Source organism: Nissabacter sp. SGAir0207 (assembly GCF_005491205.1).
In the GTDB taxonomy this organism is placed as follows: domain Bacteria; phylum Pseudomonadota; class Gammaproteobacteria; order Enterobacterales; family Enterobacteriaceae; genus Chimaeribacter.
This window is the reverse complement of sequence record NZ_CP028035.1, coordinates 1394404-1418315: the sequence shown is the minus strand read 5'-3', so window position 1 is coordinate 1418315 and position 23912 is coordinate 1394404. Positions and strand designations below refer to the sequence as shown.

Here is a 23912-nt window from a genome sequence, read left to right as displayed (position 1 = left end):
GGCACGCCATAAGGCGGGAAAAGGGGGACGAGTTGGCCCAAAACAGTGGGAAAACGGGAAAGGCGCGGGGCGTCACCCCATCATCGCCAGTTGCTGGCCGAACCACGCGTGCATAAAGCGCCGCGTCGCCATGCCCTGATCGCAGGCGTAGGCCAGATGCTCGTCGGCGCTGCGCAGATGGTCGCGCAGGCGTTGGTGCACCACCTCCGCGCCCAGCATCGCCACCAGCGTGGACTTGCCAGCATCCTGATTGAGATCCTTGCCGGTGCCAGCCAGCCCGTCGGCCAAATCATCCAGCAGCTGGAATGCCTGCCCGAGATCCTGCGCGAAGCAGCGCAGCTTCTGGCGCACCGCGGCGGAGGCCCCGGCGGCGATCGCCGCCATCTGCAAGGTGGCGCAGAACAGCATGCTGGTCTTGAGATCGTTGGTGGTGGAGATCGCCTCGGCGCTGCGCGCCTGCCCCCCCTCGCTTAAATCCTGGAACTGGCCGCGCACCAGCCCCTGCATCCCGACGGCCGTCGAAAGCTCCGCCACCGCCTGCGCGCGGCAGACGCCCGACAGCCCGTGGGCGGCGGCCACCACGCCAAAGGCGCGGCTGAGCAGCGCCACGGCGGCCAGAATCGCCACGCTCTCGCCATACTGGCGGTGGATGGTGGGGCGGCCGCGCCGCAGCAGCGCGTTGTCCATGCAGGGGATATCATCGAGCACCAGTGAGGCGGCATGTACCATCTCCACGGCGCAGGCCAGATCCATCAGGCCGGGCTGGCGGGCGTCACAGCCCAGATCGCTGGCCGCCAGCAGCATCAGCAGCGGGCGGATGCGTTTGCCCGGTGCCAGCGTGCCCTCGCGCATCGCGGCGCTGACCAGATCGCGCTCGTCGCCGGCCGGCAACAGTTGGTCGAGGCGGGCCTGCAACGCATCGCGCATCGCCCGCAGTTCGCTGTCCTGACTTAGTGTTTCGGCGTTCGCATTCATCGTGGCTGTCCCTGGTTTCCCGCTTTGGTTATTTATTGACCATAATCGAAGAGTGTGAATGCGGCAACTGCCCGGCCACACCCTCGCCCTTGCCCGGCGCTAGCCCAGTAGCTGCTGCAACAGGCTCATCACCTGTTGCACCTCGGCTGGCGTCAGCGCCCCATCCTTCGCAAAGCGCGTGCGCCCGTCGGCATCCAGCACCACCACTGCCGAGCCGCCCTGCCGCAGTTGCCAGGCACGCTGGGCCGCGCCCCGGTCATCAATCACGAACTGTGACCAGGGGGAGACCTTTTTGCTCGCCTCAATGCTGTTGCGCACAAAGATCCCGCTGCCAGGAATGGCGTCATCCGTGTTGACAATGGTGGTAGTCTGGTAGCGATCGTGCGGCAAATTCGCCTGCTGGATCGCCTCAATCACCGCGCGGTTCATCTCCTTCGCCGACAGCCGGCCGGCGATGTGCAGCACCACCCGCACCTTGCCGGTGAGCTGCGCGCTGTTCCACTGCTGGTAGCGAAACGCCTCCTGCTGCCACAGCACTTCGCCGCGATCCGCCACGCCCACCGGCGCGACCCGCTGGCCAGCGACAAAGTCATGGGCCTGTCCCGCCAGCGGCAGCAGGCCAAGGGCCGCAGCCCGCATCATCTTCCTGTTCACGCATCTCTCTCCTGGCGGGCCGGTGCGGCGCTATTCATCAGTATAGACAGGGATTTTTAAATGCGCGGCTTGGGATGCCGTTGAACTGTAAGCCTATTGCCGCGCCGACGGGCGTGGGGGTCTACACTAAGGGGCGTCACTGTCCAAAATAGGAGCCAGCATGAAAGCCTTTATTGTCCCTGCCCGCGGCGGCCTTGACCGCCTGACCCTGACCGACCTGCCCGATCCCGGCGCGCCCGGTGCCGGTGAGATCCGCGTGGCGATCCACGCCACCTCCCTCAACTACCATGACCTGCTGGTCGCCAACGGCGCCATCCCCACCGAGGATGGCCGCATCCCGATGGCCGATGGCGCGGGCGTGGTCGAGGCGGTGGGCGAAGGCGTCACGGCGTTCCGCGTGGGCGACCACGTGGTCTCCTGCTTCTTCCCGCAGTGGCAGGATGGCCTGCCGCACGATGAGGCGGGCAGCTTCGCCCGCACGCCGGGGGATGGCGCGCACGGCTTCGCCGCCGAGTATGTGGTGCGGCCCGCCGATCACTTCACCCTTGCGCCCACCGGCTGGCGCCATGAGGAGTCCGCCACCCTCACCACCTCCGGCCTGACCGCCTGGCGCGCGCTGGTGGTGGAGGGGCAGCTAAAAGCCGGTGATACGGTGCTGGCGCTCGGCACCGGCGGCGTCTCCATCACCGCGTTGCAGATTGCCAAGAGCATGGGCGCGCGGGTGATCATCACCTCCTCCTCCGATGAGAAGTTGGCGCGCGCCCGTGCGCTGGGAGCGGATGAGGTGATCAACTACCGCACCGAGCCGGAGTGGGGGCGCGTGGCCTTCCAGCTGGCGGGCGGCCACGGCGTTGAGCAAGTGATTGAGGTGGGCGGCCCGAACACCATGGCGCAGTCGATTCAGGCGGTGCGGATTGGTGGGCAGATCGCGCAGATTGGCGTGCTGACCGGCGTGGAGGGCACCATTCCCACCGCGGCGCTGATGGGCAAGCAGGCGCGCATTCAGGGGCTGATTGTCGGCAACCGCCGCCAGCAGCAGCAGTATGTCAGCGCGATGAACCAGACCGGCCTGCGCCCGGTGATTGACAAGGTGTTCCCCTTCGAGGCGTTGCCGGAGGCGTTCCGCTATCAGGAGAGCGGTGAGCACTTCGGCAAGATCTGCGTCGCCTGGTAGTCAAACAGGGCGTAGATCTGGGCGCGCAGCCAGCGCTGGCCGGGATCGCGGTGGCTGCGCTCGTGCCAGGCCAGCGTCTTGGTGAAGCCGGGAATCGGCAGCGGCGGCGGCATGATCGCCATGCCTGCCGTCCCTGCCGCCAGCCGACGCGGCGTGACCGCCACCAGATCGCTGATGCGCAGCATCTCCGGCAGCATCAGGAAGCTGTTGACCGCCGCCACCACCTGCCGACGGCGGCCGAGCGCGGCCAGCGCAACGTCAGTCGCGCCCTGAAACGCCTGCCCGCTGTGGGAGACCAGCACATGCTCAAGGGCGCAGAAGCGATCCAGCGTCAGCGAGCGCGCGGCGTCCGGGTGATCGGCGCGCATCATGCAGACATACTCCTCGTCATACAGGTCGCGGGCGTGCAGGTCGGGCGCGACAGTCTCGGGCGTCACCAGCGCCAGCGCGACGTCGCCGCGCTCCAGCTGGCCCGGCAGCCGCGCCTCCTCCACCGGCACCACCGCCACCCGGATACCCGGTGCCAGCGGGCGCAACCGGGCGATCAGCGGCGCAATCACCGCTTTCAGCGCATAGTCGGTAGCGGCGAGGGTCACGGTCATCTGTGCCTGTGCCGGGTCAAAGGCGCGCGGCTGTAACAGCGCCTCCGCCTCGCTCAGGATCTGCTTTACCGGCGCGGCCAGCTCCAGCGCCCGCAGGGTCGGCACCATGCCGCGCTGCGCCCGACTGAACAGCGGATCGTTGAAGCACTCCCGCAGGCGGGTCAACATGCCACTCACCGCGGGCTGGGTCAGCGACAGCCGCTCGGCGGCGCGCGTCACGCTGCGCTCATCCAGCAGCGCGTCCAGCGCCTTCAGCAAGTTGAGATCCAGATTCTTGATATCCGTTTTCATGATGAGAGTTACCGGTTAGGCGATTCAGCCTGATTTCAGCATGGTGCGCCCGCGGCGGCAAGGCGCGCTAACGCCCCTTGCGCTGCCGCACCTGCGCTGCGCGCAATAATTGCTGGAACGCCGGGCAGGCCATGTGCGCCGCGGCCGGGCAGGCGGCAACGTGCCGCAGGCCATCGCGCACCGCCATCAGGCGCTGGATCTGCTGATCCACCTCATCGGCGCGGGCCGCCAGCTGGGCGCGATCCAGCGCCGCCTCCACGCCCTGCCCCAGCATCCCGGCGATCTCCCGCAGTGAAAACCCCGCCTGCTGGCCGAGCGCAATCAGCGCCAGCCGTTGCAGCACGTTGGGGTGGTACTGCCGCCGCAGGCCACGCCGCCCCACCGGGCGAATCAGCCCCTGCGCCTCATAAAAGCGCAGCGTGGCGGGCGTTACCCCGCTCTGTGCCGTTACCTCGCCAATATCCAGTTCCATGCTTGACCTCAAGTGAAGATGAAGTTGCAGAATGGCGCACTCTACCACGCCGGGCGGGAGGCCGCCCGGCCCTGATCAGGAGTGTACTGATGGATCTGCTGTTACATACGCTGGCCGTGGGAGCTGGCGCGACGCTGGTGATGGATATGTGGGCGGTGGTGCAACGCTGGCTGTTTGCCACGCCGTCGCTGGATTACGCGCTGGTGGGGCGCTGGGCACTGGGCATGGCACGCGGCCAGTTCTGCCGTACCGCCCTGCCCGCTGCCGCGCCGGAGCAGGGCGAGCGGCCGCTTGGCTGGCTGCTGCACTATGGGATTGGCATGGGGTTCGCGCTGGCGCTGGTGGGCATTGCCGGGCCGGGCTGGCTGGCGGCCCCGACCCCCGGCCCGGCGCTGCTGGCGGGCCTGCTGGCGCTGGCCGCCCCGTGGCTGGTGATGCAACCGGCCTGGGGGCTGGGCATCGCCGGTGCGAAGCTGCCTGCCCCCGCCGTGGCGCGGCGGCGTAGCCTGATCACCCATCTGGTGTTTGGGCTGGGGCTGTGGCTGAGCGCCTGCCTGCTGCGCATGATTTAGCGCAGCAGTTTCAATGCGCCGGTGAGGGAGGTGACCCACTTTTTCGGGCCGCAGAAGGCGATGCCGTCCAGCGCCTCCTCCGCCAGCCGACGCTCTGGCAGCAGTTGCCGGTAGTCATCGAAGTTGTGCAGCTGGCGGGCGAAGGCCGGGAACACTGCCACCGCCTTGATGGCGTTCGCCCCCTCACTGCGCTGCCACAGCGCGCGGAGGGTGTCGGCGTCCGCCTGCAAAATCGGCACCGGCAGTTTGGCGCTGAGGTCGAGCAGCAGCCCGCTCCCCTCCGCCAACTGGCCGCCCAGCAACTGCGGATGGCGCGCCCCCAGCCCGGCCGCCAGCGTGGCAGCGGTGTTGGCCACCAGCCCCAGCGGCAGCGCCGGGTTGATGACAATGGCTACACGATAATCATTCATCCTGTTCCTCCTTGTGGTGAAGGGGCCATTGTAGCCATCGTCGCCGGGTAAAAATTTCCTTTCTCTCCCCTGTATCGCCGGATTATGGTAGGGATAACCTTATTGACTGTCTTAAAGGGAAAATCCTTCCATGAAGCTGGATCGCAAAGATGTGCGGCTGCTGGCGCGCCTGCAAACCGACGGGCGCGTCACCAATCAGGAGCTGGCGGAGCACGCTGGCATGGCCCCCTCCCCCTGTTGGCGGCGGGTACGGCAGTTTGAGGAGGCGGGAGTGATTCAGGGCTACCGCGCGGCGCTGGATCGCAAACGGCTTGGGCTGGGCATTCTGGCGTTTATCCGCATCAAGATTGACAGCCACAGCGAGCAGGAGGCCAGCCGCTTTGAACACGAGGTGCAGCAGTTGCCGCAGGTGATCGCCTGCTACGCCACCGGCGGCAGCGCCGACTTCCTGTTGCAGGTGGTGGCACGCGACCTTGACCAATATTCGGAGTTCGCCATGACAGTAATTCGGCGGCTGCCGGGCATCAAGGAGATGGAGACCTCCTTTGTGCTTAAGGAGATCAAATCCCCCGATCTGCTCCCGCTGGAGATCGGCAACCCTACGCCAACTGGCTGAATTTTAAACGCGAGGATTTCATGGGGATGGGATAACCGGATAGCGGGTGGAAAAGCCCGGCAAGCCGCGCCAAATGGGGCTTGCCGGGGGTCAAGTGTGGTCTTCTCACCGCTTACCCACACCCTGATGGCCTATTTATCCACAGAAAAAGTGGATAACTTTGCCGGGCGTGGATGAATTTACTCCCCGACCGTCAGCACAATCTTGCCGATGTGCTCACCGTTCTCCATGCGGCGGTGGGCGTCGGCGACGTCGCGCAGGGGGTAGGTTTTGTCCACCATCGGCAGGCACTCGCCTTTGGCGAGCAGCGGCCAGACGTGCTGGGAGAGCGCGTCGGCGATTTCGCCCTTCTGCTCGGTGGTGCGTGAGCGCAGCAGCGAGCCGGTGATGATGGCCTGTTTGGCGAGAATCGGCAGGATGTTGATCTCCTTGGCGACGGCGGAGCCGAGGAAGCCGATGATCACCAGCCGCCCACATTGCGCCAGCGAGGCGATGTTACGCTCAAGGTAAGGCCCGCCCATGATGTCGAGGATCACGTCCACGCCCTTGCCGCCGGTGTGCTGCTGGATCGCCTCGGCGAAATCCTGCTCGCGGTAGTTGATGGCAGTCGCCCCCAGCGCGCGGATCTCCTCACACTTCTCCGCGCTACCGGCGGTGGCGTAAGCCTCAATGCCCCATGCGCGGCAGAGCATCAGCGCGGTGGTGCCGATGCCGCTGGTGCCGCCGTGGATCAGCACCCGGTCGCCAGCCTTGGCGTTGCCCATCGCGAACAGGTTGGCCCAGACGGTAAAGAAGGTCTCCGGGATGGCGGCGGCCTGCACCATCGACACGCCCTCCGGCACCGGCAGCGCCTGCGTGGCGGGCACGGTGCAGTACTCGGCGTAGCCGCCGCCGTTGGTCAGGGCGCAGACGCGATCACCCACCGCATAGCGGATGACATTCGCCCCGACCGCTACCACCTCACCGGCAATCTCCAGCCCCGGCACCGGATTCATGCCCGGCTTCATCGGGTAGAGGCCCGCGCGCTGGAGCACGTCCGGGCGGTTGATGCCCGCCGCGTGCACCTTCACCAACAGCTCGCCGTCCGCTGGCTGCGGCACTGGCGCACTCTGCGGTTGCAACACTTCCGGCCCGCCGGTCTGCGGGATGGCAATAAAGGTCATGCTGGTTGGTTGTGACATAAGCTCTCTCGGTGTTAGGAATGTTGTTACAGCTTAGGCGATCGCCACCTGGGGCGATTAGCTACCTGTGGCCTTTGCCATGCAGTGCTGGTAGCGCGCGTCCACCCGCTGGGCAAACCACGCGGTGGTCAGGTTGCGGGTGATCTTCGGGCTTTCCAGCTTGATGCCCGGCAGGATGGCGCGCGGCACCGGCTTGCCGTTCTGTTTGTCGGCCAGCGCGTAGAGGCGGCGGTAGAGCGTGCTCTCGGCGAAGTCCGGCTGTTCGCCCTGCTCCAGCGCGCGGTGGATGGCGCGCTCGCTGAGATCCAGCCGCGCACTGAGGGTGCGTACCGCCAGTTCGGTGGCGCTGGCCTCGTCGCTGCCGTAGCGGATCAGGTCGCCGTCCAGCGCCAGCGGGATGCCGCTGAGCCGACTCACCGCCTGCTGGAAGGCGGCGTTGCGGCTGGCGTACCAGCCAGCGTTGAAGTCGGCGAAGCGGTAGAGCGGCTGCGAATAGTCCACCGGGTAGCCCAGCAGGTGCAGGGTGCCGAAGTAGATCCCGCCACGGCGGCTGAACACCTCCTGACGAATGGTGCCCTCCACCGGATAGGGGTAGCCGCGCGCGTGTGCCTCGGCGAAGGCGATGCTCACCTGCATCGGCCCGCCGGTGTGCACCGGGTTAAGGCTGCCAAACAGCCGCTGCCCCATCGGCACCATGCCGATAAAGTCATCGAAGATGTCGCTCAGCTCCTTCTCATTGCGCACCTTGTCGAGCCGCTCGCTGTAGGACTTGCCATTCGACGAGGGGATCAGCAGCGCGGTGCGCACCACAAACGCCGGAATGTGGCGCTCGCCAGCGCGGCGCTCAATCTCTTTCCACGCGATTTTGCCCAGCCCGGCCACCGGGGCGTCCGCCTTAAAATTGGACTCCTGTTCCGTCACCGCCAGCACCGCACAGAGGTTGGCGGCGCTGGGCGTCAGTTGCTGGGCGCTGAAGGCGGCAACGATGTCGGTGGCCCAGCCCTGCCGGTCGGCGGCGGAGGGCGGCATCAGCCGCACCACCTGCGCGCGCACCTCGGCCGGGCGCAGGGCCGGTGCCTCCGGGCTTTTTTTGCTGGTGCAGCCAGCCAGCGCCAGCAGTGCCGCCAGGCCCAGCAGGGGCCAGCGACGAAGGGGGGTGGCCCGCAGGCCATCGGCTATGGTCAGTTCCATACGTTCCCTGTGTAGTCGGGGGGAGGCGGCCGGTCTGGCACGCGAAGATGTTGCCACGGTAACAAATCTCACCGGGTTCAACCACCCTCGCCCACCACCCTTGCCGCCCGCTTAAGCATTGGGCGCGGTTTACCGGTTACCGCGCGCTTTTAGCGCCATGAACTACAATTTTTCTTACTGGTTTGGCAAGCATGTGTGAGAGAGGAATAACATGAAACAGAAAAATGGCGCGATTGGCATTGCCCCCTACGGCGGTTCCGCCGGCGGTTGGGGCGCGCTGAAGGCGGTGGCAGACGCCATCCGTGGGCAGATGTCCGTGAAGCAGGATGTGATCGCCCTGTTCAAGGTCAACCAGCCGCAGGGGTTCGACTGCCCCGGCTGCGCCTGGCCCGATCCGCTCCACACCTCTTCGTTTGAGTTTTGTGAGAACGGCGCGAAGGCGGTCTCCTGGGAAGCGACCAAAAAGCGCGCCACCCCGGAGTTCTTCGCCGCGCACCCGGTGAAGGAGCTGTGGGAGCGCAATGACTTCAACCTGGAGAATGAGGGCCGTTTGACCCATCCGATGAAGTACCATGCCGAGAGCGACACCTATCAGGCCATCGAATGGGAGACTGCCTTCAGTGAGATTGGCGCGCTGATGCAGGGCTACGACGACCCGGACAGCGTGGAGTTCTACACCTCTGGCCGCGCCTCCAATGAGGCGGCCTTCCTCTACCAGCTGTTCGCGCGTGAGTATGGCACCAACAACTTCCCTGACTGCTCGAACATGTGCCATGAGCCGACCAGCGTCGGCCTGCCGGTCTCGATTGGCGTTGGCAAGGGCACGGTGGAGCTGGAGGATTTCGACCACTGCGATCTGGTGCTGTGCATCGGCCACAATCCCGGCACCAACCACCCACGGATGCTCGGCACCCTGCGCGAGGTGGCGAAACGCGGCGGCACCATCATCGCCTTCAACCCGTTGCAGGAGCGCGGGCTGGAGCGCTTCACTTCGCCGCAAAGCCCGCTGGAGATGCTGACCCTTAGCTCTACCCGCCTCTCCTCCACCTACTACAAGGTGCGGGTCGGCGGTGACGCGGCGATGGTCAAGGGGATCATGAAGTCCCTGCTGGCGCTGCATGACGAGGCGCTGAGCAAGGGCGAACCGGGGGTGATTGATGAGGCCTTCATCCGTGAGCACACCGAGGGCTTCGAGGCGCTGAAAGCGGATGTGCAGGCCACCTCCTGGGCTGACATCGAGCGCGTCTCCGGCCTGAGCCACAAGGATATCCTGCACGTCGCGCGGCTCTACGCCCGCGCCGAGCGCACCATCCTCTGCTACGGCATGGGCATCACCCAGCACCAGTACGGCACCAAGAACGTGCAGCAACTGGCGAACCTGCTGCTGATGCGCGGCAACATCGGCAAAAAGGGCGCGGGCATCTGCCCGCTGCGCGGCCACTCCAACGTGCAGGGCGACCGCACGGTGGGCATCACCGAAATCCCTAATCAGGATCTGCTGGATGGCATTGAGCGCACCTTTGGCTTCAAGCCGCCCGCCAAGCATGGCCATGGGGCGATCGCCTCCATCCACGCCATGCGCGAGGGCAAATCCAAGGCGCTGTTCTGCCTCGGCGGCAACCTGCCGGTGGCAATGCCCGACCCGGAGGTCTGCTTTGAGGCGATGCGCAAACTGGATCTGGCGGTGCATATGGCGACCAAGCTCAACCGCTCCCACCTGGCGGTGGCGAAGCACACCTACCTGTTCCCGGTGATTGGCCGCACCGAGCGCGATACCCAGCGCTCCGGCGACCAGTCGGTGACGGTCGAGGACTCGATGTCGATGGTGCACGCCTCGCGCGGCTCGCTGGAGCCGGTTTCGCCGCACCTGCGCTCGGAACCCAATCTGGTGGCGGCGCTGGCGAAGGCCTCGCTGCCCAACAGCGTGGTGCCGTGGGACAAACTGGTGTCGGACTACCACTTTATCCGCGATGCCATTGAGTCGGTGTTCCCGGCCTTCAAGGATTACAACCAGCGCATCATGAAGCCCGGCGGTTTCCGGCTCTACAACGCCGCCTCGGAGCGCAAGTGGAACACCCCCTCCGGCAAGGCCAACTTTTTGGTGATGGAGGGGATCAACGAAGACCCGCGCTCGGCGCAGGGGCATGAGCTGGTGCTGACCACCCTGCGCAGCCATGATCAGTACAACACCACGCTGTATGGCCTGAACGACCGCTACCGCGGCGTGACCGGCCGCCGTGACGTGCTGTTTATCAATGCGGATGAGGCGGAGAGCCGCCAGCTGCGGGTGGGCGACAAGGTGAACGTGATTGCGCTGGACGCCAACGGCCAGCCGTCGCCGGAGCGGCGCATGGATAACCTGACGGTGGTGGTGTATGACATGGCGCCCGGCTCGGTCGCCACCTACTACCCGGAGGGCAACGTGCTGGTGCCCCTCAACAGCCATGATGAGGAGAGCGGCATCCCGGCCTATAAAAACGTGCCGATCGCCCTTGAGCGCTGCGCCTGAGGCACGGCGCACCTTGGCAGAGACGCAACGGGCGGCCCACGGGCCGCCCGTTTTTTCAGCGCAGGCCGCGCAGCGTGTAGGTGACCACGCCGAACAGCTCCACCGAGTCCTCATCCTGTAGCACGATGCTGGGGAACGCCGGGTTCATCGGCTCCAGCCGCACCTGCGGATGCAGGCAGAGCCGCTTGACGGTGTACTCACCGGAGACTGCGGCGATCACGATGTCGCCGTGGCGCGCCTCCAGGCTGCGGTCAACCACCAACAGCGATCCCTCGAAAATGCCGGCGTCCACCATCGACTCGCCCGTGGCGCGGACAAAATAGGTGGCGGCCGGGTGCGTCACGCACATCTCATTGAGATCGAGGCGGCGCGCAACGTAATCCTGGGCCGGGCTGGGGAAGCCCGCGGGCACGCTGTCCTGGAACAGCGGCGTCTCTGCCACCGGTGGTTCGGTCATGGCGCGATAAACGTCCATCACTTAACTCCATATATACTGGTTTTTTATACAGTATATGCATGACTTTAGCGCGAGGGAAAGGCTGGCAACCGTTTTTTTCGCTCAGCCTGTGCTGAATGCCGCGAAAATAGGCGGCATTTCGCCAAGCGAGACGGCAAACTACCCCTATCTCTCCCTGAAAAAAGAGGCACCAATGCTGCGCACCATGACCCCAACCGAGTTTGACCAGTGGGCAATCTATTTTGTCGCGGACTACGCCGAGGATCTGCAAGCCAACTATGGCTATACGGCGGAGCGGGCGCAGGCAGAGGCGCGCCACGCCCTGACCAGCGTGCTGCCCCACGGCATCGCCACCGCGCACCAGCAGTTGCTGACGCTGGAGCAAGCTGGCACGGTGGTCGGCTTCCTCTGGTATCAGCAGAATGAGACCAACGCCTTTATCATGGACTTCATGGTGCTGCCGCACTGCCGTGGGCAGGGGCATGGCCGCCGGGCGCTGGCAGAGCTGGAGGCACAACTGCGGGCGGCGGGCGTGGCGGAGATGCGCCTGCGGGTGGCGGCAGACAACCCGCGTGCGCGCCACCTGTATGAGGCGTGCGACTTCCAGCTGACTGGCTATAACATGAGTAAACGGCTGTAAACACAGCCCTTGTCACGTGCGGCAGCGCCAATCCACCGGATTAAATCGGGGGAATTTTGTTTATTTCAGACTTTTGGAATTTATTTGTCATTACTTGTTGTCTTTTTTAAAGAAATGTCTGTAATGAGGGGTTCACAGCCCCTAAGGTATCGCCCATGTCTACCCCCTCAAGTCAGGATGAACAGCAACGCTTGCAGGCACTGAAAGAGCTGCAAATCCTTGACATGTCGCAAGACGAAATCCTTAACAAAATCACCAGCCTGACCTGCAAGCTGCTCGACATGCCCACCAGTCTGGTGACCCTGATCACCGCCGACCGGCAGTTGATCAAGGCCAAGACCAACTTCCCGCTGGATGAGACCGACAAAGAGGACGCCTTCTGCCTCCACACCCTGAACCATGACGGGGTACTGGTCTGCCCGGACACCCAACTCGACGCGCGTTTCCGCCACCTGCCGCTGGCGAATGCGGCACAGCCGCTGCGCTTCTATGCCGGTGCGCCGCTGACTACCGCCAGTGGGGTGGCCATCGGCAGCCTGTGCGTGATTGACTACCAGCCGCGCGCGTTCACGCCGGCGCAGTGCCGCACATTGCAGGAGATGGCGGCGGTGGTGATGGCGCTGTTGCAGTCGCGCAGCGCCATCGGGCTGGTGGATGGGGTGACCTGCCTCCCCAACCGCCAGCGGCTGATTGAGGATCTGCGCGAGCTGGATGGCGCGCCAGCGCAGGGGGTGCTGATTCTGGTGGACTGCATCGAGATCACCTACGCCTACGAGATGGGGCGTTCGCTGGGCCTGCCGGTGCTGGAGCAGATGCTGCGTGACATTGGCCACTACCTGCGCAAGGCGTTCGACTTCCGTGAAAAGTTCTACTGCGTCGCCACCGGCCGCTTTGCCCTGTGGGTGCCAGCCGCGCGCCGGGAGGCGGTGCTGGAGACGCTGTTGCACTGCGTTGACACCATTCAGGGTGCGCTGACGCTGCCGGTGCCGATCCGGCTGGAGCCGCACATCGGCTACGTGGATTTCTCGCTGCCGGTGCAAGACCCGCAGCGGGTGCTGCGGCAGGCGATGAGCGCGCTGCACGACGCCATCAACCAGTATGAGCGCGTGCTGCCCTACCAGCAGGAGACCGATCTGGCGCAGCGCATGGCCTTCCGCCTGCTGAGCGATCTGGTGGAGTGCCTTGACCGCGACACCGGCCTCTATCTGGTCTACCAGCCGAAATTTGATGTCCAGAGCGGCCAGGCGGTCGGGGCCGAGGCGTTGCTGCGTTGGCAGCACCCGGAGTTTGGCGCGCTGGCCCCGGCGCAGTTCGTGCCGCTGGCGGAGAACACCACCCTGATCCGCCCGCTCACCGAGTGGGTGATTGGTCAGGCGCTGCGGCAGATTCGCCAGTGGCGCGATGTGGGCATTACCCTGCCGGTGGCGGTCAATGTGGCGGTCAGCAACTTTGGCGAGCCGGACTTTGTCGAGCGGCTGCTGGCGCAACTGGCGCGCCACGACCTGACGCCAGCCGATCTGGAGCTGGAGTGTCTGGAGACGCAGAAGATCCTCGACTGCCCGGTGGCGCTGGCCTGCCTGTTCCGCCTGAAGTCCGAGGGCTTCGTGCTGGCGCTGGATGATTTTGGCAGCGGCCACAGTAACCTCACCTACCTGAAGAAGATCCCGGTCGAGGTGATCAAGCTGGATCAGTCGCTGATCCGGCCGCTCGAACAGGATCCCAACAGCCGTCTGATTGTCGAGCAGACCATCAACATGCTGCACATGTTGCACTATGTGGTGGTGGCCGAGGGGGTGGAGAATGCCGCCACCCTCGACTACCTGCGCGACTTCGGCTGCGATCTGGCGCAGGGCTTCCATCTGGCGCGGCCGATGCTGCCAGAGGCGCTGAGCGCCCTGCTGCTGCCTGCCGTCGCCTCCTGATCCTGTCAATTTGCGGCGGATTCCTACCGCCGCACCGCGTAGCATTGTCTATCCTTGAAGAAATTTTTCAGCAAGAGACAGGACGTTATGCACCCTTCAGACGACAAACAGCATCCCAAGGATCAGGTAGTAAAAAGCATGGCCTACCGGCAGGGCAAGCCGGTCGGCGAGGTGACCTCCGACAACATCAGCCAGATGCTGGCGGAGCCGGAGACCTTTATCTGGCTGGGGCTGTGGCAGCCAGAGGATGACTACCTGCGCCACATCCAGCGCGAGTTCGGCCTGCACGATCTAGCGATTGAGGATGCGCTGACCGCCCACCAGCGGCCCAAGATTGAGCAGTATGGCGACACCTTCTTTATCGTGGTACAGACCGCCCAGAAGATCCGCGAGCGGATTGAATATGGCGAGACCCACATCTTCTACGGCAAAAACTTCCTGATCACCGTGCGCCACGGTGCCTCCTCCAGCTATGCCGACGTGCGCCACCACGCCGAGCAGTGCCCGGAGCAGCTGGCGCTCGGCCCCGGCTACGGCCTGTACTGCGTGCTCGACTTCGTGGTGGACAACTACCTCTCCATCGTCACTGAGTTCTCCAGCCAGTTTGACGAGATTGAGTCACGCATGTTCAAGACCGAGTTTGACCAAAAGGCGGTGCGACAGGTCTACCACCTGCGCCGCCACCTGCTCTCACTGCGCAACGCGGCAGTGCCGATGCAGGACATCTGCGGCCAGCTGCGCCACCACGACGGGCTGCTGCCGGAGGAGCTGCACGCCTACATGCGCGACGTGCAAGACCACGCCAATCAGGCGATCACCATGACCGATGACATGCGTGAGATGCTGACCAACGCCACCCACGTCAACCTGGCGCTGGTGTCGGTGCGGCAGAATGAGGTGGTGCAGCGGCTGGCGGGCTGGGGGGCGATTCTGGCGATCCCGACGGTGATCTTTAGCCTCTACGGCATGAACTTCAAGGACATGCCAGAGCTGGACAGCACCCTCGGCTACCCGCTGACCATCGGTGTGACCGTGCTCGGCTGCCTGTGGCTCTACCTGAAGCTACGGCGCTCCGGTTGGCTTTGATTGACAATCTCTTGACGTAAATTGACATAAAAGTGTCATCACTCAGGTTTACCTTGTTGACGGCCAAGACCATTTCACAAGGACTGATTATGCGCTTTTCCCGCACCCTGATCGCCGGCGCGCTGCTGGCCGCCCACGCCGCCGTGGCGGCGCCGGCCCTCACCAGCATCACCCCGATTGTTGACAGCACCACGCCGGCCGCCGATTCGGCCCCCTTCGTCGCCCTTGAGTCCACCATGCTGCACACGCTGCGGCAGGCCATCCAGGGCGATGCGCCGTCACTGGCGCGCGACCAGCTGGAGAAGGCCGGGCAGACCCGTCAGGCGGACGCCAACTGGCTGAAGGCCAGCGGCTATGACTTCGGCACGCAGGCCAATCAGCAGGCGGGCATCGCGCTGCTGGAGCCGTTCAACCGCCTGCCAGCGGCGACCAAGGCGGAGAGCCTGGAGACGGTGACGATCATCAACCGCGACGCGACACAGGGCGAGCGCCATCAGGCGCTGGCGGATGCCGAGGGGATTGGCTACCTCTACTTCCTGGCCGACGCGATGGGGCCACGGCTGGGGCAGGCGTTCCTGACCGCCTATGACAAGGGCGAGCTGGGCAAGGCGGCAGCGCTGATCAAGGCCAGCGAGGTGAGCACTGGCGCGGCGAAGAAGCACTTCAACTATTCGCGCCCCTTCCTGCAAACCGGCAACACCATCCATCTGGTGCCGGATGACGTGGTGATTGGCGACGACCACCCCTACACCGCCGATGGCGGCGCCTTCCCGAGCGGCCACACCAACACCGGCTACACCGACGCGCTGCTGATGGCGGAGATGCTCCCAGAGCGCTTTGTCGAGCTGGTGGATCGTGGCGCGCGCTACGGTTTCTCGCGCGTGGTGCTGGGCGTGCACTACCCGCTGGACGTGATGGGCTCGCGCATGGTGGCGCAACGCAACGTCGCCCACTACCTGAATGATCCGGCCTACCGCACGCTGTTTGAGCAGGCGAAGGCCGAGCTGCGCGGCGCGCTGGAGAAAGAGTGCGGCATGAGCCTGGCGCGCTGCGCCCAGCCGCAGGGGCATGATGACCCCTACGCCGCCCCGGCGATGCGCAGCTTCTACCGCTTCACCATGACCTATGACCTGCCGAAAACCGCCGCCGCCGCCACGCCGCTGGTGGTGCCAGCGGGTGCCGAGGTGCTGCTGGAGGCACCGCTGCCGCAGCTAAGCGCCAACCAGCGCCGCCAGCTGATGAGCCACACCGCGCTGGCGGATGGCTACCCGCTCTCTGGCGGTGAAGGCGAGCAGAACTTCTGGCAGCGCCTGAACCTGCACGACGCGGTGCTGGCCGCCCAGTAACCCCCCCGCCCCGCCGGTCTGCCGGCGGGGCGTACTGCCCTGTCCGTTTGCCCTGCCCCTCCCCCACACTTTCTCCACGCTTTGCCTGTAAAACCGTTGGCTGGCCCGCCTGCCCGCGGCGGTGGGTCACATTCAGAAAGGATGCTAATCTATTGGGGACGAACTTTTACGTAATGCTTACGGAATACGGCCTATAACCCTTCCCCCCGCAGTTGGCATAATGCTTCACTTTTAACAGGACACCTTGGCTCTGGCATGAAATCCCACACACCTCTCTCACGGCGAAACCTTCTCCTTTTGCTGATTGCTGCCGCGCTGATCGCGGGTGGCGTCTATCTTTCACGCCACCTCTCCGGCAATGGCGCGCCCGGTGGCATGGGGCCGCCGGGCATGGGCCGGCCGGGGATGGGCGGCGGCATGGCGACGCCGGTGCAGGCGGGCAGCGCGCGGCTGGCGGATGTGCCGGTCTACCTGTCGGCGCTCGGCACCGTGGTGCCGAATGCCAGCGTCACCGTCACCAGCCGGGTCGATGGCCAACTGATGAAGGTCTACTTTACCGAGGGGCAGCAGGTGCAGGCGGGCCAGCTGCTGGCGCAGATTGACCCGCGCAGCTATCAGGCGACGCTGGACCAGTACCGCGGCCAGCTGGCGGAGAATCAGGCGCTGCTGAAGAGTGCTCAGCTGACGCTGGCGCGCTACCGCACGCTCTACAAACAGGACTCGCTGGCCCGCCAGGATCTGGACACCCAGATCGCCACCGTCGGCCAGTATCAGGGCGCGATCAAGGCCGATGAGGCACAGATTGCCGCCGCGCAGCTCAACCTGGAGTACACGCGCATCACCGCGCCGGTCAGCGGCCGCGTCGGTTTGCGGTTGGTCGATCCCGGCAACATGGTGCACAGCAGCGACACCACCGGCATCGTCACCCTGACCCAGACCCAGCCGATTGCCGCCACCTTCAGCGTGCCGCAGGCCAGCTTGCAGACCGTGCTGAAGCCGCTGCGCGCCGGGGAAAAACTGCCAGCCACCGCCATCGATCAGGATGGCAGCAGCGTGCTGGCGCAGGGCGCGCTCAGCTTCATCAGCAACGAGATTGACACCGCCACCGGCAGCATCAAGCTGAAGGCGCTGTTCGCCAATGAGGATGAGCAGCTCTACCCGAACCAGTTCGTCAATGTCCGCCTCCAGACCGGCACCCTGAAAGATGCGGTGGTGATCCCGGCGCAGGCGTTGCAGCTTAGCAGCGACGGCGATTTCGTCTATCTGGTGAACAAGGACAGCAGCGTAACCCGCAAGGCGGTGCAGAGCGGCCCGGCGTTCGGCAATGATTTCCGCGCCATCCTCTCCGGCGTGGCCGCTGGCGATCGCGTGGTAACCACCGGCATCGACCGCCTGCAAGATGGCGCGAAAGTGCGGGTGGTAGAGGCGCAGGCCGCCGACGCCACCACCCCGGCCGCCGGTGGGCAGCCACCCACCGCCAGTGGGGCGCAGGCCCCGGCCGGGAAGCCAGCACCATGAACCCGTCCCGCCTGTTTATCCAGCGGCCGGTCGCCACCCTGTTGCTGATGGCCGCGATCCTGCTCTCTGGCCTGTTCGCCTACCGGATGCTCTCCACCTCGGCGCTGCCGCAGGTGGACTACCCCACCATCCAGGTGACCACCCTCTACCCCGGTGCCAGCCCGGACGTGATGGCCTCCGCCGTCACCGCGCCGCTGGAGCGCCAGCTCGGCCAGATGGCAGGCCTGAGCCAGATGTACTCCACCAGCTCCAGCGGCTCCTCGGTGATCACGCTGAAGTTCAGCCTCGATTTGTCACTCGACGTGGCAGAGCAGGAGGTGCAGGCGGCCATCAACGCGGCCAACAGCCTGCTGCCGAACGACCTGCCCAACCCGCCGACCTACAAGAAGGTCAACCCGGCGGACAGCGCGGTGATCACCCTGGCCGCCACCTCCTCCTCGCTGCCGCTGATCAAGGTGCAGGATCTGGTCAACACCCGCGTTGCGCTGAAGCTGTCGCAGATCTCCGGCGTCGGCATGGTGACGCTGGCTGGCGGCCACCAGCCCGCCATTCGCGTGCAGATGAACCCGCAGGCGCTGGCGGCGCACAACCTGACGCTGGAGGATGTCAACACGCTGATTGGCAACAGCAACGTCAACGGCTCCAAGGGCGGCTTTGATGGCCCTTACCACTCCATCACCATTGACGCCAATGACCAGCTACGCACCGCCGAGGAGTACGGCAACCTGATCCTCACCTATCAGGATGGCGCGGCGCTGCGGCTGCGTGACATCGCCACCATTACCGAAGCGGAGGAGAACAGCTTCCAGTCCGCGTGGGCCAACCGCCAGCCAGCGATTGTGATCGGCGTGCAGCGCCAGCCGGGTGCCAACGTGATTTCGGTGGTGGACAGCATCAAGCAGAAGCTGCCGCAGTTGCAGGCGGCGCTGCCGGAGGGGGTGAAGATTTCGATCCTCTCCGACCGCACCCAGACCATCCGCGCCTCCATCAGCGACGTGCAGTTTGAGCTGATGCTCTCCATCGCGCTGGTGGTGATGGTGACCTTCCTGTTCCTGCGCAACGTCGCGGCGACGCTGATCCCCAGCGTGGCGGTGCCGCTGTCGCTGGTCGGCACCTTCGGCGTGATGTATCTGGCCGGTTTCAGCCTCAACAACCTGTCGCTGATGGCGCTGACCATCGCCACTGGCTTCGTGATCGATGACGCCATCGTGGTGGTGGAGAACATCTCGCGCCGACTGGAGCAGGGTGAATCCCCGATGCAGGCGGCGCTCAACGGCTCGCGGCAGATTGGCTTTACCATCATTTCACTCACCTTCTCGCTGATTGCGGTGCTGATCCCGCTGCTGTTTATGGGCGACGTGGTGGGCCGACTGTTCCGCGAGTTCGCCATTACGCTGGCGGTGTCGATTCTGGTGTCGATGGCGGTGTCGCTGACGCTGACGCCGATGCTGTGCGCCTACCTGCTGCACCACATCCCGGAGGAGCGCCAGAGCCGCTTCTACCGCAAGGGCGGCCAGATTTTCGACCGGCTGATCGCTGGCTATGACCGCCTGCTGACGGTGGTGCTTAACCACCAGCGCCTGACGCTGCTGGTGGCGCTGGCGACCGTCGCCCTCACCGCCCTGCTCTATCTGGCGGTGCCGAAGGGCTTCTTCCCGACGCAGGACACCGGCCTGATTCAGGGCATTACCGTGGCGTCACAGGATGTGTCGTTCAAGGAGATGAGCCGCCGCCAGCAGGCGCTGGCAGAAGTGGTGTTGCAGAACCCGGCGGTGGAGAGCCTCTCCTCCACGCTGGGCATTGATGGCAGCAACACCAGCCTCAACAGCGGCCGGATGCAGATCAACCTGAAGCCGTTTGATGAGCGTGACGGGCGCGCCGACGCGGTGATCGCCGAGCTGCGGCAGGCGGTGCGGCAGGTGCCGGGCATCCAGCTCTACCTGCAATCCGCGCAGGATTTGACGGTCAATGATCAGGTGACGCCGAGCCAGTACCAGTTCACGCTGGATGACGCCGACAGCGAGAATCTGGTGACCTGGACCCCGAAACTGGTGGCAGCGATGCAGGCCAACCCGGCCTTCAGCGAGGTGACCAGCAACTTGCAGGATCAGGGCCAGGTGGCCTATGTCGAGCTGAACCGCGATGCGGCGGCACGCTATGGCATCACCGCCTCGGACGTGGACACCGCGCTCTACAACGCCTTCGGCCAGCGGCTGGTCTCCACCATCTTCACCCAGTCAAACCAGTACCGCGTGGTGCTGGAGGTGGCACCGCGCTTCCAGCAGTCGCCCGCCTCCTTTGATGACATCTATCTGGCGGCCAGCGACACCTCGGGCAGCAGTTCAAGCGACAGCAGCTCCACCAGCAGCACGGAGAGCAACACGGGCATGGTGAAGCTGACTGCCATCGCCACCATCCACCAGCGCACCGGCTCGCTGGTGCACGCCCGGCTGAACCAGTTCCCGGCGGTGACGCTGTCATTCAACCTGAACGACGGCTACTCGCTGGAGCAGGCGCAGCAGGCGATTGCCGACCTGAGCGCGCAACTGAAGCTGCCGGAGAGCATCAGCCTGCGCTACCAGGGCGAAAGTTCCGCCTTCCAGAGCGCCACCGGCAACACCCTGTGGCTGATTCTGGCGGCGCTGCTCACCATGTATGTGGTGCTGGGCATTTTGTATGAGAGCTTTATCCACCCGGTGACCATCCTCTCCACCCTGCCCTCGGCGGCGGTGGGCGCGCTGCTGACGCTGCTGCTGGCTGGCACCGAGTTCAGCCTGATCGCGTTGATTGGCGTGATTCTGCTGATTGGCATCGTGAAGAAGAACGCCATCATGATGATCGACTTTGCGCTGGAGGCGGAGCAGAAGCAGCACCTGTCGCCGCGTGACGCCATCCACCAAGCCTGCCTGCTGCGCTTCCGGCCGATTCTGATGACCACCATGGCGGCGCTGCTCGGCGCGCTGCCGCTGATGCTGGCGCACGGCTCGGGCGCGGAGCTGCGCCAGCCGCTGGGGCTGGTGATCGTCGGCGGGCTGGTGTTCAGCCAGGTGCTGACGCTCTTCTCCACGCCGGTTATCTACCTCTACTTTGACCGGCTGGCCGAACGCGGCCGACGCTTCTGGCGCCGCAAAGGCCCGCAGGGGGCGCGATGAGTGAACCGACCGCGCGCCGCGCACGGCCGTGGAACCTGTCACGGCTGTTTATCTTCCGCCCGGTGGCGACGCTGCTGCTGACGCTGGCGATCCTGCTGCTCGGCGGGCTGGGCTACCGGTTGCTGCCGGTAGCCCCGCTGCCACAGGTGGACTTCCCGACCATCATGGTCAGCGCCAGCCTGCCGGGAGCCAGCCCGGAGACGATGGCGGCCACCGTCGCCACGCCGCTGGAGCGCGCGCTGGGGCAGATCGCTGGCATCAGCGAGATGACCTCCAGCAGTTCGCAAGGCTCCAGCAACATCATCCTGCAATTTGACCTCGACCGGGACATCAACGGCGCGGCGCGCGACGTGCAGGGGGCGATCAATGCCGCGCGCAGCCTGCTGCCAAGCAGCATGCCGTCGCTGCCAACCTACCGCAAGGCCAACCCCTCCGAAGCACCGATCATGATGCTGGCGCTCACCTCCTCCACCCGCACCAGCGGCGAGCTGTATGATCTGGCCTCCAGCCAGATCAAGCAGAAGGTGGCGCAGGTGCAGGGCGTCGGTGAGGTGTCGCTGTTCGGCAGTGCCCTGCCGGCGGTGCGCATCGACCTGGAGCCGCAGCGCCTGACCCACTTTGGCCTGTCGCTGGACAGCGTGCGCAGCGCCATCGCCAACGCCACCAGCAACCAGCCGAAGGGGATGTTGCAGGGCAGCGGCCAATCCTGGGTGGTGGACAGCAACGGCCAGCTTGATCAGGCCAAGGCGTACCGCTCGCTGGTGATCCGCTATCAGGATGGGCAGGCGGTGCGGCTGAGCGACGTGGCGAAGGTCTATGACGCGGTGGAGGATAACTACAACGTCGGCTACTACAACGGCGCGCGCGCGGTGATGCTCGGCGTCACCCGTTCGGCCGGCGCCAACATGCTCCAGACCATCGACGCCATCAAGGCACAGATCCCGGCGCTGCGCGAGGCACTGCCAAGCGACACCGGCCTGCAAATTGTGGTGGATCGCTCGCCCAACATCCGCGCCTCGCTGCATGACACCGAGGAGACGCTGCTGATCGCGGTGCTGCTGGTGATTGCGGTGGTGTTCGTCTTCCTGCGCGACATCAAGGCGGTGATCATCCCGGCGCTGGCGTTGCCGGTGTCGCTGATTGGCACCTGCGCGCTGATGTACCTGCTCGGCTACAGCCTCGATAACCTCTCGCTGATGGCGCTGATCATCGCCACCGGTTTTGTGGTGGATGACGCCATCGTGGTGCTGGAGAACATCACCCGCTACATCGAGCAGGGGCTGGGGCCGGTGCGCGCCTCGCTGAAGGGGGCGCAGGAGGTGAGTTTCACCGTGCTGTCGATGACCCTGTCGCTGATCGCGGTGTTCCTGCCGATCCTGCTGATGGGCAGCATCGTCGGCCGGTTGTTCCGCGAGTTCGCCGTTACCCTGAGCATCTCGCTCGGCATCTCGATGCTGGTGTCGCTGAGCCTGACGCCGATGCTCTGCTCACGCCTGCTGCGCCGCAAGCCGCCAGTGGAGAAGCGCCCGCACCCGCTCTACATGGCGATTGAGCGCGCCCTCACCCGCCTGCTGGCGGCTTACAGCCGCGCGCTGAACTGGGTGATGCGCCACCAGCGGCTGACGCTGTTCAGCCTGCTGCTGACCATTATGCTCAACGTGTTTTTGTATGGCGTGGTGCAGAAGGGCTTCTTCCCCAATCAGGACACCGGCCTGTTGATGGGGATGTTGCGCGCCGACCAGAGCACCTCTTTCCAGTCGATGAAGCCGAAGATGGAGGCGTTTTCGAAGATGATCCAGGCCGACCCGGCGGTGGATGGTGTGATGTCCTCGATGGGCAGCGGCGGGTTTGGCTCGCGCAACAGCGCCAACTTCTTCGTGCACCTGAAGGACTTTGACCAGCGCGACGCCACCGCCGCCGAGGTCGCCAACCGCCTGACGATGAAGGGCATGAGCCAGCCGGGGCTGCAACTGTTCCTGATGCCAGCGCAAGACCTGCACATCGGCGGGCGCAGCGCCAACGCCTCCTACCAGTTCAGTTTGCAGGCCGATGATCTCGACACGCTGCGCACCTGGACGCCGAAGGTGCAGAAGGCGCTGGAGGCGCTGCCGCAGCTCACCAGCGTGGACAGCGACGCCCAGACCGGCGGCCAGGAGGTGATGCTGACCATTGACCGTGACGCCGCCACCCGGCTGGGCGTGGACGTCAATATGCTCGACACCATGCTGAACAACGCCTTCAGCCAGCGGCAGGTGGCGACCATCTACAAGACGCTGAACCAGTACCATGTGGTGATGAACCTCAACGCCAACTTCACCGGCGACCCGGCGATTTTGCACCAGCTGCATGTGGTGAACGATCAGGGCGACGCGGTGCCGCTGGACGCCTTCACCCGCCTGAGCGGGGCCAACGCGCCGCTGTCGGTGGCGCACCAAGGGCAGTCGGCCACCAGCACCGTGGCCTTCAACCTGGCGGATGGCGTGTCATTGGAGCAGGCGCAGCAGGCGATTGATGAGGCGATGGCGAAGATTGGCCTGCCGGACACCATTCAGGCTGGCTTCCAGGGCACGGCGAAAGCCTTTAGCGCCCTGACCGCCAGTATGCCGTGGCTGATTTTGGCGGCGCTGGCGGCGGTCTACATCGTGCTGGGGATGCTCTATGAGAGCTATATCCACCCGCTGACCATCCTCTCCACCCTGCCCTCGGCGGGCGTCGGCGCGCTGCTGTTGCTGTTGCTGACCAACACCCAGCTGACGGTGATCGCCCTGATCGGCATTTTGCTGTTGATTGGCATCGTGAAGAAGAACGCCATCATGATGATTGACTTTGCGCTGGCGGCGGAGCGCGATCGCGGCCTGACGCCGCAGCAGGCGATCACCCAAGCCTGCCTGATGCGTTTTCGCCCGATCATGATGACCACGCTGGCCGCCTTCTTTGGCGCGCTGCCTCTGGCGCTCGGCAGTGGCGGTGACGCCGACCTGCGCAGCCCGCTGGGGATGGCGATCGCCGGCGGGTTGGCGCTGAGCCAGCTTTTGACCCTGTTTACCACCCCGGTGGTCTATCTCTACCTCGATCGCCTGAGCCGCCGCACCCGGTCGGTCTGGCAACGGGTGCGCGCCCGTGGCGCGACAACTGGACACTGAT

Annotated in this window: 19 protein-coding genes; 11 read left to right on the top strand and 8 right to left on the bottom strand. The window is 65.2% G+C overall.

Annotated elements, in window-relative coordinates; genetic code table 11:
- Positions 1–72: 72 nt before the first annotated feature.
- The gene (locus C1N62_RS06020) at positions 73–975 is read right to left on the bottom strand and encodes a polyprenyl synthetase family protein (protein ID WP_137762771.1); all 903 of its coding nucleotides are present in this window, start codon (positions 973–975) and stop codon (positions 73–75) included.
- A gap of 99 nt (positions 976–1074) precedes the next feature.
- Positions 1075–1629, bottom strand: a complete 555-nt coding sequence (locus tag C1N62_RS06015) for a YtfJ family protein (protein WP_240775734.1) — start codon at positions 1627–1629, stop codon at positions 1075–1077.
- 160 nt (positions 1630–1789) lie between these two features.
- Here C1N62_RS06015 and C1N62_RS06010 point away from each other — a divergent pair, with 160 nt between their 5' ends.
- A complete protein-coding gene (locus C1N62_RS06010; protein WP_137762770.1) occupies positions 1790–2803 on the top strand; it encodes an NAD(P)-dependent alcohol dehydrogenase in 1014 nt (337 codons plus the stop codon).
- On the opposite strand, the gene C1N62_RS06005 is transcribed toward C1N62_RS06010, so the two are convergent.
- Both C1N62_RS06005 and C1N62_RS06000 read right to left on the bottom strand, forming a co-directional pair.
- On the bottom strand, positions 2758–3696 hold the full coding sequence (locus tag C1N62_RS06005) for a LysR family transcriptional regulator (RefSeq protein ID WP_137762769.1): 939 nt from the start codon (positions 3694–3696) through the stop codon (positions 2758–2760). The two genes, C1N62_RS06010 and C1N62_RS06005, sit on opposite strands and share 46 nt — an antisense overlap.
- A gap of 67 nt (positions 3697–3763) precedes the next feature.
- Positions 3764–4168, bottom strand: a complete 405-nt coding sequence (locus tag C1N62_RS06000) for a MerR family transcriptional regulator (RefSeq protein ID WP_137762768.1) — start codon at positions 4166–4168, stop codon at positions 3764–3766.
- An 89-nt stretch (positions 4169–4257) separates the two neighbouring features.
- Here C1N62_RS06000 and C1N62_RS05995 point away from each other — a divergent pair, with 89 nt between their 5' ends.
- Positions 4258–4740 carry a DUF2938 family protein gene (locus tag C1N62_RS05995; protein ID WP_137762767.1) on the top strand — a complete coding sequence of 161 codons (483 nt, stop codon included), beginning with the start codon at positions 4258–4260 and terminating at the stop codon, positions 4738–4740.
- Here the strand turns inward: C1N62_RS05995 and C1N62_RS05990 are convergent.
- Complete coding sequence (locus C1N62_RS05990; protein WP_137762766.1) at positions 4737–5150, bottom strand: DUF2000 domain-containing protein; 414 nt, start codon at positions 5148–5150, stop codon at positions 4737–4739. The genes C1N62_RS05995 and C1N62_RS05990 overlap by 4 nt on opposite strands.
- Positions 5151–5280: 130 nt before the next feature.
- On the opposite strand from C1N62_RS05990, the gene C1N62_RS05985 reads away from it, so the two are divergent.
- Positions 5281–5766, top strand: coding sequence for an Lrp/AsnC family transcriptional regulator (locus tag C1N62_RS05985; protein ID WP_137762765.1), 486 nt, complete (start codon positions 5281–5283; stop codon positions 5764–5766).
- Positions 5767–5945: 179 nt separating this feature from the next.
- On the opposite strand, the gene C1N62_RS05980 is transcribed toward C1N62_RS05985, so the two are convergent.
- Together C1N62_RS05980 and C1N62_RS05975 are read right to left on the bottom strand one after the other, a co-directional pair.
- The gene (locus tag C1N62_RS05980; RefSeq protein ID WP_206057778.1) at positions 5946–6929 is read right to left on the bottom strand and encodes an NAD(P)H-quinone oxidoreductase; all 984 of its coding nucleotides are present in this window, start codon (positions 6927–6929) and stop codon (positions 5946–5948) included.
- Positions 6930–7004: 75 nt separating this feature from the next.
- The gene (locus C1N62_RS05975) at positions 7005–8138 is read right to left on the bottom strand and encodes a DUF1615 domain-containing protein (protein WP_137762763.1); all 1134 of its coding nucleotides are present in this window, start codon (positions 8136–8138) and stop codon (positions 7005–7007) included.
- A gap of 211 nt (positions 8139–8349) precedes the next feature.
- Here C1N62_RS05975 and C1N62_RS05970 point away from each other — a divergent pair, with 211 nt between their 5' ends.
- Positions 8350–10647 carry an FdhF/YdeP family oxidoreductase gene (locus C1N62_RS05970; protein WP_137762762.1) on the top strand — a complete coding sequence of 766 codons (2298 nt, stop codon included), beginning with the start codon at positions 8350–8352 and terminating at the stop codon, positions 10645–10647.
- A gap of 55 nt (positions 10648–10702) precedes the next feature.
- Here the strand turns inward: C1N62_RS05970 and umuD are convergent, their stop codons facing one another.
- Complete coding sequence (gene umuD / locus C1N62_RS05965) at positions 10703–11122, bottom strand: translesion error-prone DNA polymerase V autoproteolytic subunit (RefSeq protein ID WP_137762761.1); 420 nt, start codon at positions 11120–11122, stop codon at positions 10703–10705.
- Positions 11123–11297: 175 nt separating this feature from the next.
- Between umuD and C1N62_RS05960 the strand changes: the two genes are divergently transcribed.
- The 7 genes from C1N62_RS05960 to C1N62_RS05930 all read left to right on the top strand — a co-directional run bounded on the left by C1N62_RS05960 (position 11298) and on the right by C1N62_RS05930 (position 23911).
- Entirely contained in the window at positions 11298–11744 is a 447-nt protein-coding gene (locus C1N62_RS05960; protein WP_168195818.1) for a GNAT family N-acetyltransferase, read from the top strand.
- Between the two features lie 155 nt (positions 11745–11899).
- Positions 11900–13666, top strand: coding sequence for an EAL domain-containing protein (locus tag C1N62_RS05955; protein ID WP_137762759.1), 1767 nt, complete (start codon positions 11900–11902; stop codon positions 13664–13666).
- A gap of 87 nt (positions 13667–13753) precedes the next feature.
- The gene (locus tag C1N62_RS05950) at positions 13754–14752 is read left to right on the top strand and encodes a magnesium and cobalt transport protein CorA (RefSeq protein WP_137762758.1); all 999 of its coding nucleotides are present in this window, start codon (positions 13754–13756) and stop codon (positions 14750–14752) included.
- A gap of 89 nt (positions 14753–14841) precedes the next feature.
- The gene (locus C1N62_RS05945) at positions 14842–16098 is read left to right on the top strand and encodes a phosphatase PAP2 family protein (RefSeq protein ID WP_137762757.1); all 1257 of its coding nucleotides are present in this window, start codon (positions 14842–14844) and stop codon (positions 16096–16098) included.
- A 255-nt stretch (positions 16099–16353) separates the two neighbouring features.
- Positions 16354–17616: an MdtA/MuxA family multidrug efflux RND transporter periplasmic adaptor subunit gene (locus tag C1N62_RS05940; protein WP_137762756.1), complete on the top strand. Its 1263-nt coding sequence runs from the start codon at positions 16354–16356 to the stop codon at positions 17614–17616.
- Positions 17613–20768 (top strand): multidrug efflux RND transporter permease subunit, encoded by a 3156-nt coding sequence (locus C1N62_RS05935; protein ID WP_137762755.1) that lies wholly within the window; start codon positions 17613–17615, stop codon positions 20766–20768. Before C1N62_RS05940 ends, C1N62_RS05935 begins: the two co-directional genes overlap by 4 nt.
- Positions 20765–23911, top strand: a complete 3147-nt coding sequence (locus C1N62_RS05930) for a multidrug efflux RND transporter permease subunit (RefSeq protein ID WP_137762754.1) — start codon at positions 20765–20767, stop codon at positions 23909–23911. The genes C1N62_RS05935 and C1N62_RS05930 overlap by 4 nt, the downstream gene beginning before the upstream one ends.
- Position 23912 lies beyond the last annotated feature (1 nt).

Bases quoted from the DNA above. Each gene is read 5' to 3' on its own strand.
- C1N62_RS05980 (WP_206057778.1), bottom strand. From the start codon at position 6,929: ATGACCTTTATTGCCATCCCGCAGACCGGCGGGCCGGAAGTGTTGCAA.
- C1N62_RS06005 (WP_137762769.1), bottom strand. From the start codon at position 3,696: ATGAAAACGGATATCAAGAATCTGGATCTCAACTTGCTGAAGGCGCTG.
- C1N62_RS05990 (WP_137762766.1), bottom strand. From the start codon at position 5,150: ATGAATGATTATCGTGTAGCCATTGTCATCAACCCGGCGCTGCCGCTG.
- C1N62_RS05940 (WP_137762756.1), top strand. From the start codon at position 16,354: ATGAAATCCCACACACCTCTCTCACGGCGAAACCTTCTCCTTTTGCTG.
- C1N62_RS06020 (WP_137762771.1), bottom strand. From the start codon at position 975: ATGAATGCGAACGCCGAAACACTAAGTCAGGACAGCGAACTGCGGGCG.
- C1N62_RS06010 (WP_137762770.1), top strand. From the start codon at position 1,790: ATGAAAGCCTTTATTGTCCCTGCCCGCGGCGGCCTTGACCGCCTGACC.
- C1N62_RS05960 (WP_168195818.1), top strand. From the start codon at position 11,298: ATGCTGCGCACCATGACCCCAACCGAGTTTGACCAGTGGGCAATCTAT.
- C1N62_RS05950 (WP_137762758.1), top strand. From the start codon at position 13,754: ATGCACCCTTCAGACGACAAACAGCATCCCAAGGATCAGGTAGTAAAA.
- C1N62_RS05935 (WP_137762755.1), top strand. From the start codon at position 17,613: ATGAACCCGTCCCGCCTGTTTATCCAGCGGCCGGTCGCCACCCTGTTG.
- C1N62_RS05985 (WP_137762765.1), top strand. From the start codon at position 5,281: ATGAAGCTGGATCGCAAAGATGTGCGGCTGCTGGCGCGCCTGCAAACC.
- C1N62_RS06000 (WP_137762768.1), bottom strand. From the start codon at position 4,168: ATGGAACTGGATATTGGCGAGGTAACGGCACAGAGCGGGGTAACGCCC.
- C1N62_RS05945 (WP_137762757.1), top strand. From the start codon at position 14,842: ATGCGCTTTTCCCGCACCCTGATCGCCGGCGCGCTGCTGGCCGCCCAC.
- C1N62_RS05930 (WP_137762754.1), top strand. From the start codon at position 20,765: ATGAGTGAACCGACCGCGCGCCGCGCACGGCCGTGGAACCTGTCACGG.
- C1N62_RS05975 (WP_137762763.1), bottom strand. From the start codon at position 8,138: ATGGAACTGACCATAGCCGATGGCCTGCGGGCCACCCCCCTTCGTCGC.
- C1N62_RS05955 (WP_137762759.1), top strand. From the start codon at position 11,900: ATGTCTACCCCCTCAAGTCAGGATGAACAGCAACGCTTGCAGGCACTG.
- C1N62_RS05970 (WP_137762762.1), top strand. From the start codon at position 8,350: ATGAAACAGAAAAATGGCGCGATTGGCATTGCCCCCTACGGCGGTTCC.
- umuD (WP_137762761.1), bottom strand. From the start codon at position 11,122: ATGGACGTTTATCGCGCCATGACCGAACCACCGGTGGCAGAGACGCCG.
- C1N62_RS05995 (WP_137762767.1), top strand. From the start codon at position 4,258: ATGGATCTGCTGTTACATACGCTGGCCGTGGGAGCTGGCGCGACGCTG.